Source organism: Ornithinibacillus scapharcae TW25 (assembly GCF_000190475.1).
In the GTDB taxonomy this organism is placed as follows: domain Bacteria; phylum Bacillota; class Bacilli; order Bacillales; family Amphibacillaceae; genus Ornithinibacillus; species Ornithinibacillus scapharcae.
This window is the reverse complement of sequence record NZ_AEWH01000041.1, coordinates 74,995-88,452: the sequence shown is the minus strand read 5'-3', so window position 1 is coordinate 88,452 and position 13,458 is coordinate 74,995. Positions and strand designations below refer to the sequence as shown.

Annotated in this window: 8 protein-coding genes; 4 read left to right on the top strand and 4 right to left on the bottom strand. The window is 36.2% G+C overall.

What is annotated here, in order from left to right; all coding sequences use genetic code 11:
• Positions 1-27 precede the first annotated feature (27 nt).
• The gene (locus G5W_RS0110270) at positions 28-669 is read left to right on the top strand and encodes a phosphatase PAP2 family protein (protein ID WP_010096412.1); all 642 of its coding nucleotides are present in this window, start codon (positions 28-30) and stop codon (positions 667-669) included.
• Positions 670-942: 273 nt separating this feature from the next.
• Positions 943-1,473: a copper amine oxidase N-terminal domain-containing protein gene (locus G5W_RS0110265; RefSeq protein ID WP_420178341.1), complete on the top strand. Its 531-nt coding sequence runs from the start codon at positions 943-945 to the stop codon at positions 1,471-1,473.
• Between the two features lie 209 nt (positions 1,474-1,682).
• Here G5W_RS0110265 and G5W_RS0110260 read toward each other — a convergent pair whose 3' ends face one another.
• Positions 1,683-2,432 carry a YqcI/YcgG family protein gene (locus tag G5W_RS0110260; protein WP_033445654.1) on the bottom strand — a complete coding sequence of 250 codons (750 nt, stop codon included), beginning with the start codon at positions 2,430-2,432 and terminating at the stop codon, positions 1,683-1,685.
• A 283-nt stretch (positions 2,433-2,715) separates the two neighbouring features.
• Between G5W_RS0110260 and G5W_RS0110255 the strand changes: the two genes are divergently transcribed.
• The gene (locus tag G5W_RS0110255) at positions 2,716-4,812 is read left to right on the top strand and encodes a tetratricopeptide repeat protein (protein ID WP_010096406.1); all 2,097 of its coding nucleotides are present in this window, start codon (positions 2,716-2,718) and stop codon (positions 4,810-4,812) included.
• Positions 4,813-4,964: 152 nt separating this feature from the next.
• Here G5W_RS0110255 and G5W_RS0110250 read toward each other — a convergent pair whose 3' ends face one another.
• The 3 genes from G5W_RS0110250 to G5W_RS24670 all read right to left on the bottom strand — a co-directional run bounded on the left by G5W_RS0110250 (position 4,965) and on the right by G5W_RS24670 (position 6,403).
• Entirely contained in the window at positions 4,965-5,684 is a 720-nt protein-coding gene (locus G5W_RS0110250; RefSeq protein WP_420178340.1) for a DUF2161 domain-containing phosphodiesterase, read from the bottom strand.
• A 97-nt stretch (positions 5,685-5,781) separates the two neighbouring features.
• Positions 5,782-5,997 carry an RsiV family protein gene (locus tag G5W_RS24675; RefSeq protein WP_337445661.1) on the bottom strand — a complete coding sequence of 72 codons (216 nt, stop codon included), beginning with the start codon at positions 5,995-5,997 and terminating at the stop codon, positions 5,782-5,784.
• A gap of 40 nt (positions 5,998-6,037) precedes the next feature.
• Positions 6,038-6,403, bottom strand: a complete 366-nt coding sequence (locus tag G5W_RS24670) for a PdaC/SigV domain-containing protein (protein WP_010096402.1) — start codon at positions 6,401-6,403, stop codon at positions 6,038-6,040.
• Between the two features lie 292 nt (positions 6,404-6,695).
• Between G5W_RS24670 and G5W_RS0110240 the strand changes: the two genes are divergently transcribed.
• Complete coding sequence (locus tag G5W_RS0110240; RefSeq protein WP_010096400.1) at positions 6,696-13,430, top strand: pullulanase; 6,735 nt, start codon at positions 6,696-6,698, stop codon at positions 13,428-13,430.
• The last annotated feature ends 28 nt before the right edge of the window (positions 13,431-13,458 follow it).

The window sequence follows — 13,458 nt, the reverse complement described above, 5'->3', positions numbered from 1 at the left end:
AATTGCAAGAAGGGGGGAGAAATTGATTTGAGATATAAGAACCTATCCGTAGTTCTATTTTTATTAACCGTGATTTTTATATTATTAGTACAACTTAATATATTTAAAGAAATAGACCTTTTATTAAATGGATGGTCTTATTCACTTTCAAATCCAGTAACGGATGTATTCTGGAGAATGTTTACAGTGCTAAGTGACACTGAAATATTAGCGGTTTTATCATTATTAATCCTTGTATATTTGTTTTATCAAAAAAAGGTCATTGAAATCATATTATATTTATTTCTAATGTCTTCTGGAATTATGATTACGTTTGTTTTAAAGATTTTATTGCAAAGGGAACGTCCTGGAGATGTGGAGTATATAGATTTTTGGGGGCTAGGTAAAGATATAGTATCTTATAGTCTTCCTAGTGGGCATGCAGTAAAGAGTTTATTGCTTTTTGGTTTTGTCCTATGGTTTATCCAGCAGAATTATCATCATAACAGATATACGCTTATACTTTCTACATTACTTGTATTCATAATTATATTTTGCGGTATTGGTCAAATGTTCCTGAATGAACATTACATGAGTGATATTATTGGAGGTTATTTAGTTGGTTTTACTGTTTTTTCTTTTTCATTTTGGCTATATAGAGTAAGGTTTCCAATGTCTTATATAAGATAATTAAGTAAGTACAAAAATAGGGGTTTGAAGAATAGTTGATGTTTTTTATTCATTGGAGGATTATTACGTTTGGAAATATTTATTTAAATAGATAGATAATAATGCTTGTAAAGATAAAAATATAATAAAAGTGGAAAATATAATAAAAGTGGAAAATTATAATTAAAATTCCTATTTTATAGATTATAATATAATTGATTATCAATTATTTATAGAATAGGAGAATGAAAAATGAAAAAGTTATCTATCGTAATTACTGTTTTCTCATTGTTTATGATGTTCTTAACTCCTATAGTAAATGCACATCCAGGAAGAACAGATAGTAATGGTGGACATTATTGTTGGACAAATTGTAGTAAGTGGGGATTATCCTACGGCGAGTATCACTATCATAATAGTGCCAAAAACTATAATCCTCCAAAAGTTGATTACACTCCTTTGGTCGAACCAATAGATATTTATATTAATGGTGCCTGGCAATATTATGATCCCAGTGCTTATATTAAGAATGGTACTACCCTAGTACCTATGCGGGCAATATTTGAAGAGTTGGGAGCAACTGTAAATTACGACTCCAAGAATAAAAAGATTACTGCAATTAAAGATGGAAAGAAAATTGTTTTTAGTATTGGTAATAAGAAAGCGTATGTGAATGATAAAGGTGTTACAAGTTCTATTAGTTTAGGATATCCAGCAGAAATTAAAAACGGCTCTACAATGGTTCCGATAAGATTCATTAGTGAAGCACTCGGAGCAAGAGTAAACTGGGATGGCTTAACGAATACAATTGAAATTAATAATTAGGGATACGGATGTTAAGTGTGTCTAATAAAAAACATAAAAGCTATACACTAACTCTATACAAACAAAAAGAAAACTCTAGGCAATTTTGATATGCTCCCCTTATAGTAGACAGGTTAAAAAATCTATTTACTTAAGGGGAGTATTTTATATGTCAAAAGAGCATGTTCCTTAGAAGAAAAAGCCTTGATTATTACTCCTCTGTACTTTACCTAATTTTCATAGTGGGATATCAAAAGGCGATGAAAAGGACACTTAGGTATAGTAGTGTCATCGTCATGTAAGAAGTATTGTTTCCATTCATAATTATCATCTTCTCCATAACTATTTAAATCAGGATGCACCTCAATAGAATCAAAAGCTTTCAGCCGTTTCCGTATACGCTCTTTAATTTTTGTTGCTCGATGCTCGGATTTATTAAACGTCTGTAAAACCCATCTTGGTGTAATGGCAAGCAACATGGTGTCAAAATGTCTGCTCTGACGATTCTTATGAGCGGGTGTTGCACAAAACATGAAATATCGCTCTCCGTGAAAACAAAATTCCCAAATTGGATGGTCTGGTTTTACAGGGATATCCTTAGGCCAGTCTAATTTATCAATAGAAGCTAATTGGTTTAGAATATGCCAAAATAATTGTTCATAATCCTCAACTGAGCATGTCTTTTTAGTCTCTTCTGATAGCTGGAAAAAAACAATCAGCGAAGTGTAGTCCCCGAATTCATTCGATTTCTCTGTGTAATCTCTTAATAGATTCGCGAGTTCGCTAACAGTTGATAACCTACTGGGATCACCTATGAAACCATAACGTAATTGATTCAACGAAAAGCCTATAGTCGCAGGAATACAAGGAAACGGATTACTTCTATCAAGCATTCTGGCTTCAAATTTCTCCAATACCATTCTTTTATTATCACGTAATTGCTTCCTAGTTGTAGGACCGTCTTTAAATAAAGTCTTCATTCCAATCACCTCTATTAGCTTCCTATACTGTATTCAACCTAGTGGGCATTTGGTGAATTATTAAGTGAAAAATGGGCAGTTGTACAGATTTTTACGTGAATTGTTCCATAATTTACAATAAAGTGATTCCTATTTATGCCCCCATAAACAGAGGAGAAATCCCGAATATAGTGACGATGAACTTATATGCTAGCACTATTTTAGAACCTTCTAGTACTAGTAAGATAACCTGATAGAGCGCGAACTACTAAAACAATCTAATAGAAACATGTGAGGGATTATCATGACATTTGAAAAAAAATTAATGAATAAAACTTTTTATCAGACATTGATTGAAGAACATGAACTGATTCATCCAATTGAAATATTAGGTAAAATGTATATGAACGAAATGCAAAAAAATCGACCGAATTTATCAGCGATTCGTTTTGCTCAAGGGGAAGTATATTTCATGCATCATGATTATGAAGCGGCAATTTACAAATGGGGACAAGCCTTAGATGATAAATTCATTCCTTGGGCACAAAAAAATATTGCTGATGCCCATTTTGAAATGGACTTAATAGATGATGCAGAGAAATATTATAAAGAAATAGATACCCAATCAATTGAGTTGAATGCAGAAGTTCTACTGCAGTTATTTTCTTTGTATGTTCAACAAGGTGATTATGAGAATGCTGTTGATACGATACAACAGGCAGTAAGCCTAAATCCAGATTATTCGGGTGTTACAGAAATAGCTAAAGTCTTTTTCGAAGATATCCAGGATTGGAACCATGCTATTCAACTTGCCGTGCAGGAGGCAGTTCGAACGGAGTCGCTATCATGGTTTGTAGCTTTAGAAGAGTATGTGGTGCAAGGTCTTACAAGGAATTATGAACCAGAATACTTTAAAAAAGTACTAGCGTCTTTATTACATATCGATAAGTTACAATTTGAAACCTTTACGGAAGTATTGTGGAACAGTTATAAAGAGAGCGACTATTATATGTTGTGGCTAAGAGAGATTAACCATTTCCTAATGGAGAATCATGTGGAAGAAGCTTATATGTGGAAGAAGCTACCAAGCCTTTACACAGAAGCCTACTTTGAACTAATTAGCGGAAAGTTTCTAATTGGGGACATATCCACGCTGGTACAAATTCATTTAACAAATTGGCTAAGCTTATCCTCTGATTCAGATACATTAGTTTCCTCATCTGCAATTCTGGCTTGGAATGAGATGTTTCCATCGGATCTTAATACTTCGCTGCTCATAGAGGCGGAAAGTCGTTTTGAAAGTTCGAATGTCCACCAAACCAATAGAGAAGATGGGATTAAGCTCTTTGAATCCATTAAAGATTGGGCAGAGAAAGAAAACCTCTTAGAAGAATTATCAGAATGTATTCTGCCTATGATAGAGGAGTATAACATCGATGTGGCAAGTCCTTCTAAAATCCGAAATGTAATTAAGCAGGCAATAGAATTTCTGATTGAGAAACAGGTAGAAGTAGAAAATGAAATAATGGAGAAAGTGAGTTGGAACGAAGAGCAACTTGCAAATCTTCAAGACATACAACAACAGTTAGGTAAATTGGAAAAGGAAAAAGTAGAAGTTATAAGAACATCCTTCCAAAACATTAAAAATGATTACACTCAAAATTTATTACGGACGTTGTCAGAGCTACTTCGAAGTTGTTCTGAATTAATCCATGTAGATAGTGACTTTGGTAAACTTCATGTTGATCTCAATAATGAGATGAATAGGAAGCTTCAATCTTACTTGGAAACAACTGCGCTGCAGGAATTTAGTAATGCCATTCAAGTATGGGTAAAGGATTGTGAAAGAGAGTTAAGTGATAGTCAGGTAAGACTGGCTGAAATCAGTGAAGATTTTAATGATCCATATGGGAGAGAGATGATTGTATTAGAGGGTGACTTTAAGGTGCTAGATGATTGGAAAAGAGATATGGAACGTATTGCTAGAGGAATGATTCACCTAGAAAATGCAAATGTCATGTTACGTAATAACCCTTATCAGTTGTTCTTAAAAGGAGCAGGAAAAATACTCGGTTCCATTTCCAAAAACAAAGAGAAGCTCTATAGTAAATATAAGAATTACATTGAGACCCAGGATTATAATCAAATAACACAAGAAATAGTAACGCCATTTATCCAACAATTAGAATTATTCGAAGGATCGATGGATTGGGATATAAATAAGTTTTTCTCCGGTTCTTATGAAGTACTTAATTATGTTAGAGAGCAAGTACAAGGTGAAATGGAGGAACATCAAACTTCTCTCGCTATAATACAAGAAAAGCCAGAAATATATCGTGATCCACTTACCTTTTTCGAAGTAAAGCTTCGTCAATACGAATTAATGAATAGGATAAGTTGAGGGCTATAAAGCGGTAGTTTGAACAAAAGAAGTAGCTTTGGCGGTTTAAATTTCGCACTCTACAAACAATATAAAGGCAAAGGGAACTCTGTTTGGAGTCCCCTTTTTTTACGATATAAGTAGAATCGAAAACTATACAAAACATTTTGATGCTATTTACGGTAATATGCTACAAGATCAGGGTATTCCTTTATTTCTCGTTTACCTTTTGCGCTGAGTGCATAGATGCCTCTTCGAATACGTACAAACCATCCATAATAGTTTTTACTTAAAATTGATTGGGTTTTCTTATTTGTTCCCAGTTGTAATAATTCTTTTGGTGATAGTTCCCCATGCTCCTCCAGGTAGCTAGCAATTTGAATGCAGCTTTCTCTGTAAGCAGTCATAATTTGTTTTCTAGAAGAACCACCAACATTATAGTCTCCACTACGTCCATTGATTTCTTTTATAATGGCCTGTCTAAGGTATTTGGCTTTTCCCGCACTGATTGGACGATGAAAAGGTGTTGGCTCCAAGACAACTTCCACTCTTCTTTGCTTTTCTGTAAACGAAACAAGGATTAGACCTAATTCTAATCTTCGTATTAAGTGGCAAGTATCCCGCCATTTTTTGGAGCGAGGGTTGTGCTTTTTCGGTCTAGGAATAGCGATATATACATGCTCGGACAACCGTTGTCTTTTGGTAGCTTGTATGAGTAGGTCCACACTTAAGTTCAATTTTAATTCCACTATAATTAACAGATCATCTTTTATAACTGCAACATCACAGTCTTTTACTTCACCATAGACTTCATAGCCTTTACGCTTGAAGTACTTGTTAATCGGCTCATATAAATCAATTTCTTTTAACTTTACATTCTCCAAAGCTAGCACCGTCCAGTAATAGAATTCTAGAATCCATTTTAACATATTAGTAGTGTGTAGTTGGGAGTAGTGATGCTTATGATAAGTGCATAACTCTTTCCAATGGTTAATTATTTTCCGCCATACGCCCTAATGGTCCATCTTCCCTAATAATATCTTGAATTTGATAAACGGAAATTGGAAACATTGGAAATCCATAAACATATGGCGTTATTTCATACAGTTGGAAATAAATGACTAAGCTTTTATCAGCAATGTAAAAATCCTGGTTAGGACTAATTTCGGTAAAATCTTCTATTAGTTGGATGTCACGTTGTTTGATTTGTTCTTTGATGATTGCCGATAGTCGTTCGATATACGGACTACCAGGTTTGTTTGAATAAATCCTTTAAATCAAGTTTCTTCTTGGCTAATAAATCAAAGTTTAATGATTTTATATATGTCATCCCATGTGCTGCCTTATCGTGGTATGTGTAATTCGTAAGAGAGAGGCTCAAAACTTCTCGTTGATTATTTTTTAATTCAAATGTTCCAAGCATTTCCACTACCGAAGATGGCATGTCAGCCACTTGTAAATTTATTAGAGCTTGTGTTTCGTTTATAATTGCTTGATTGATAGATTTTTCTAGTAATTGATTTTGCATATGGATAACTTGAGGATAATAGACATTCTTCTGTAAACCAGCACTAACCGATAAGGGGATTATTTGAACAGGGAAGGTAGGCAATTATCTCATTCCTTTTTTATCTTATCTTATTCGTAAGATGTATAGGTGTGAGGCGGAAGAAGAGAAAATCCTTATTAAGTTTTGATAATACTCTATGTGTAAAATTTTTATAGAACTTTTTGCCCCTTTGTGGGTTTTCCCCTTGATAGTTTTTCCTTTGTAACTTAGAATAAAAATACATTTATGAAAACGTTTGCCTAAATTATTATATTAGTCTACTACCTTGGTTTGAATGTTAACAGAATACCTAGTGCAATTGTTTTCACAAAAATATAAGGAGGATTGGGAAAACATGAAAAGGGATTCGAAGCGAAATTTTTCTATCGTTATGATTGCAATTATGTTATGGAGTTTGTGGGCTCCTTTTGTACCTACTCAATTAGTATTTGCAGAAAATGTAAGCGTTACCAGTGGGGCAGAGACTGGGCAACGAACTGTGCGTTTTACGTATATACGCGAAGATCAAAATTTTACTGATTGGAACATTTGGGTATGGAATACTGGTGTTAAAGAGGATCAAATTGATTTTGAAACGTATGATGGGGATAAGGCGATAGCTAATATTGCTGTTGCAACTGAGACGGAACAATTCGGATTTGTTCTTCGTAGTACAGATAATTGGGATACGGCGGTTAAGGAGTTCGGTGATCGCTTTATTAAAGTAAACAAAAATGACTTGCTAACCAAAGTTTATATTACAAGTGGAACAGAAGAAGTTCGTATTGTCCCAGATGGCTCTGCGCCGGTCGTGAAAGATGGGAATGCTACGTTTTATTATCGTGATAAGGAGCTTTTCCAACAGGATGCGATGGACAGTATTGAAAAGGTAGAGTTAGAGATAAATGGCGAAACATATGAGATGGAGTATGAGCCAGAGAATGAGAGATTCGTAGTTACATATAACAATTTGGAAAACGGTGAAACAGTTTATCATTATAACGTAACGATGAATGGTAATACGAAAAAAGTGAATGATCCTTATAATACGGTCGACGGTGTTTCTAAAGTTAGTTATTATAGAGCAGATTTAACGGTGTCTGGAAATGTAACACCGAACGCTATAGATTATAACCAAAATGCGGTCTTAAGCGTTGATGTAGAAGGGTTTGTAGATGGGAATCACATACAGGAAATGTATGCCGATATATCTGCATTAGGAGGATCTAATGCGTTAAGAATAGATCCTAGTTTAGGTGCGATTACGATAGCGGTAGATGATGATGTCACTGCTGGAATCAAAAGTATACCTTTGACGGTAATTGATTCTTTTGGTAATCGTTTTACAGGGACGACATCTGTTGAAGTAAAAACAAGACAGTCTGTCGGTGATGAAGATTTTGATTGGGATGAAGCGATTATTTATTTCATGTTGACAGACAGATTCTTTAATGGGAATACAGAAAATGATGATCCATATGGTATGAATTATGACAGGAGTAAGGGTGGTACATATCATGGTGGAGATTTTAAAGGTATTACAGAAAAACTAGATTACTTAGATCAGTTGGGAGTTAATACGATTTGGATTAGCCCAATTGTTGAGAATATAAAACATGATGTTGGTTCAAATGTAGAAGGAGAACCTTTCTATGCAAACCATGGTTATTGGGCAAGCGACTTTGGGGAGCTAAATCCACACTTTGGAACAATAGAGGATTTTCATACATTAATTGATGAAGCACATGCCCGTGGCATTAAAATAATGGTGGATGTCGTGTTAAATCATACTGGTTATGGACTGAAGGATATTGATGGAGAAATTGAGAATCCTCCGGTAGGATTTCCAACGGATGAAGACCGTACAGCTTTTCGTAACTTGCTAAGACAAGGTGCTAATGTTGGTTCAGATGAAGTCGTTGGTGAATTATCTGGACTTCCGGATATTCGAACTGAAGATCCAGCTGTTCGTGAGCAGATCATTCAATGGCAAACAGATTGGATTGATAAAGCTAGAACCCCTAATGGCAACACAATTGATTACTTCCGTGTTGATACCGTAAAACATGTTGAAAATACAACATGGATGGCATTTAAGAATGCTATTACGGAAAAAATGCCAGAGCATAAAATGATTGGTGAGGCGTGGGGGGCTAGTGTTCATAATGACTATGGTTACCTGGACACAGGTATGATGGATTCCCTTTTAGATTTTAATTTTAAAGAAGTTGCAAAGAACTTTGTAAATGGAGATGTTATGGGTGCCAATGATCAGTTAGTTGCCCGTAATGTAGAAATGGACAACACGGCAACTCTTGGCCAATTTTTAGGAAGCCATGATGAGGACGGGTTTCTCCATTCAGTTGGTGGGGATGAAGGCAAATTGAAGGTTGCTGCAGCACTTCAAGTAACCGCTAAAGGTCAGCCGGTTATTTATTACGGAGAAGAGATTGGGCAAACCGGTGCAAATAATTATCCGTATTACGATAATCGAAGAGATTTTAATTGGGGAAAAGTTGAAGGAAATGATATTTTAGCTCACTATACGAAGGTCTTGAATTTTAGGGGCGACCATTCAGAAGTCTTCGCTAAAGGAGATAGAACAACAATCGGTGGCTCCAATAGTGGAAAGTACGTATTATTTAAAAGGAGTTATCAGGATGATTCTGTATATGTTGGTTTGAACGTATCCAATGAAGCAAGGAAAGTAACCTTAACGGTTGATGGTCAAGCAGCGGCTGTAACCGATCATTACAGTGGTGAAACATTTAGTCCTAATGAAAATGGAGAGATTAATTTAACCATTCCTGCCAATATGGATGGTGGTACAGTTCTGTTAACGGTTAATGACGGTACAATTACCGAAGTGAAAACAGATGATAATGGAGAGGCTCCAGAATCTGGTAAGGAGATTCCTGATAATCATATTCGAATCCATTATAACCGTACAAACGGTGATTATGATAACTATGGAATCTGGAATTGGAATGATGTGGCTGAGCCATCAGCAAACTGGCCTATAGGGGCTACTATGTTTGAAACGTTTGATAGCTATGGAGCATACGTAGATATTGAGCTTGCTGAAGGGGCGAAAAACATCGGGTTCCTTGTAATGGATGTGACAAAGGGTGATTCAGGTAAAGACGCTGGTGACAAAGGTTTTACCATAACAAATCCAGAAATTAATGAGCTTTGGATAAAACAAGGTTCTGATGAAGTGTATATTTTCGAACCAGTAGAGATTCCAGAGGATACGGTTCGGATACACTATGTCCGTGATGATGGAAATTATGATAATTTTGGTGCCTGGATTTGGGAAGATGTTGAGAATCCAAGTGTTGTCTGGCCAACAGACGCTAAGGATTTTACAGGAAGAGATCAATATGGTGCCTATGTGGATATCAAGCTAAAGGAAAATGCCAAAAAGTTGGGCTTTATTGTATTAGATGAATCTAAAGGTGACAATGGTAAAGACGGAGGAGATAAAACGTTTAACCTACTTGATCGATATCATCATCTTTGGGTGAGACAAGGTGATGATAATGTATATGTATCACCATATTGGGACTTGGCTACAGGTATTACCTCTGCTGAAGTAGTTTCTGAGGATACAATTCTATTGAACTTTACGATGACAGAAGGCTTAAATGTTAATCAAATCCAAGACAGTCTAGAGATAAAAGATGCCGATGGAAATAATATTGAGGTAACAGGTGCTGAAATCACAGGTGATAAAGCTGTAGAGGTAAAAGCATCATTTAATATAGAAAAATTACCTTTAACGATAACCTTTGCAGGGCGTACAGTTACAGCTGAATCTGGCTGGAGGTTACTAGATTCCCAATATGCTTATGGTGGGGATGATCTAGGAGCAACCTATCATGCTGGGGATGTAACATTAAAATTATGGGCTCCTAAAGCTAGTAAAGTTGTAGCAAACTTCTTTGATAAAGAGGATGCAACAACACCAATTGGCAGTGGTATTGAACTAAGTCTAGGTGAAAAAGGTGTTTGGTCCGCAGACATTAAAGCAAGTGACCTTGGAGTAACAGACTTAAGAGGATACTACTATCAATATGAGGTAACAAATGATGGTATCACGAAAACAGTTTTAGACCCGTATGCAAAATCGATGGCAGCCTTCACAGTCAATACTCAAGGTAATGCAGGAGCGGATGGTGACAAAGTAGGGAAAGCTGCTATTGTGGACTTAGAAGGTACTAATCCAGAGGGGTTTAGCCATGCGTCGATCGATGGCTATGAAAAAAGAGAGGATGCTATCATTTATGAAGTTCACGTGCGTGATTTTACATCTGATCCTTCCATTGAAGGGGATTTAACTGCCAGATGGGGTTCCTATGAAGCATTTATCGATAAGCTTGACTATATAAAGTCACTTGGTGTAACTCATGTTCAATTATTACCAGTAATGGCTTGGTACTATGGTGATGAAACAGCTATGGGGCAAAGAGAACTTGACTATTCCGCTGGTGGAAATGAATATAACTGGGGATATGACCCCCATAATTACTTCTCCCCGGATGGAGCTTACTCAGAAGACCCAACAGATCCAGAACGAAGAATTAAAGAATTAAAGACTCTAATAGATGCAATTCACGATGCGGGAATGGGTGTTGTACTGGATGTGGTATACACACATACAGCACAAGTAAGCATTCTAAACGATATCGTACCAAATTATTATTACTTCCAGGATGCGGAAGGTAATTTCCTAGGTGGATTTGGTAATAATTTAGCAACAAATCATCATATGTCCGAAAAACTAATGGTTGATTCCGTAAAATATTGGTTTGATGAGTTTAAGATAGACGGTATGCGTTTTGATATGATGGGAGATGCCAGCTATCCAGCGATTCAAAATGCCTATGATGCAGCAGCGGAAATTAATCCGAATGCATTATTTATCGGGGAGGGCTGGCGCACATTTTCAGGTCATTTATCTGATCCTTCTCTAATCGGTATGGGAGCGGATCAAGATTGGATGGATAAAACAAATGATGTAGGTGTATTTTCTGATGAAATTCGCAATGAATTAAAATCTGGTTTCGGTTCGGAAGGAGAGCCTAGGTTCTTAACGGGTGGTGCCCGTAATATTGATGTGATTTTCGCTAATATTAAAGGTCAGCCATCTAACACGGCAGAAGATGATCCAGGTGATATGGTTCAATATATCGCTGCACATGACAACTTACCTCTATATGATGTCATTGCACAATCGATTAAGAAGGACCCGGAAAATCCGGAAAATAATTTGGAAATTCATAAACGTATTCGGATAGGAAATGCATTGATTTTAACTGCTCAGGGTACGGCATTTATTCATGCAGGACAAGAATATGGACGAACAAAACAGTGGTTAGGTGAGGGTGTACCAGAGCAAAAATATCATATTTTGGTTGATGTGAATAACCAACCGTTTACCAATCCTTATTTTATCCATGATTCCTATGATTCATCAGATGCGATTAATAAATTCGATTGGCAAAAAGCAACTAATGTGGATTCGTATCCTATTAATACAACCACTCAGGAGTATACAAAAGGTTTAATAGAGTTACGTAAATCTACGAATGCATTTCGCCTAGGAGAGCAAGGACTAGTCAATGAAAATGTGAAATTGCTAGATATACCTGAAATCAATTCGACAGATTTACTAATTGCCTATAAAAATCAATCAACAGATGGTACAGGTGACTATTATGTATTTGTTAATGCTGACAATAAATCTCGTACATTAACACTAGGTGATGATGACTTTTCGACTGGAATAGTTGTTGTCGATAATGACGAAGCAGGTACAGAGGCGGTTTCGGAAGAGTCTGGTTTTACATTAATAGACGGAACATTAACGTTGGATCCGTTAACTACAGTCATCATTAAAGTTCCTGACGAGAAAGGAGAAACTCCTGGTGAAGGGAATCCGGGAGGTGGAGGAGGAATTACTGTTCCAGTGCCACCAATCCATAATGAACTTATTATTGACGAAAAGGATATTGGTGACCAGGTCGATGACTCCAAAGTAACGAAAGTAGAAGTTACAGTTTCTTCTCCGACAGAGAGAGATCCTGAAGTGGAAGTAAAAATAACAAGAGCAGCTTTACAAAAGGTGGCGGATTCTTCTAAATCTTTAGTTGTGAAAGCTGGAGATGTTCATTTAGTGATACCGAACGCAGTCTTGAAAAAACTTGCTGAAACTTTACCAGATTCTATTAGCATTCATGTTGGAATAGCAGATCATAAGGATGTTCCTGGAAAAGGAGTTGCTATTTCGGATGTATATGAGTTCTTTATTACAATGGAAAAGGACGGTAAGAAAACAACGGTATCACGATTTACTGAACCAATTGAGATTACGGTTCCAGTGTCGATTGCAAAAATGAAGGATAAACGTAAGGCTGCAGTCTATTATGTAAATGGTAGTAAATTAGACTTTCTAGGTGGAACATATAAGGATGGTAAGTTTATTTTCAAGACACATCACTTCTCAAAATTTGTCGTTATGGAGAATGATATCACATTTACCGATATCAAAAATCACTGGGCAAAAGATCAGGTGGAGGTGTTAGCTTCACGTTCTATCACAACCGGTACTTCCGAAAATATCTTTAATCCAAATGGTGATATTACTCGTGAGGAATTTGCAGTTTTAATTGCAAGAGCATTGAACTTGCCGACGGATGAATTTGAAGGCATATTTAAAGATGTAACAATTAAAAACATTTGGTCGTATGCCGGAATTGAAGCAGCGTATCATGCTGGTATTGTTAAGGGAATTAATGATAATAAATTTCATCCAAGTGCTAGGATTACTCGTGAGCAAATGGCAGTCATGATTACCCGAGCAGTGAATCATGTGAACGAGGATTTATCAAAAGACATCGAAGAAACGGTGAAATTTGTAGATGATTCACAAGTCAGTAAGTTTGCTGATACAGCAGTTAAGGAAGCGGCTAAACTTGGAATTATTTCCGGAAAGCCAGGGAACAAATTTGCACCACAAGATTATGCGACAAGAGCTGAAGCCGCCATGATGCTATATCGATCTCTTGAAGTGTTAAATGAATTGTAGTAGTTTATAGGAGTAAATCTGAGATAGG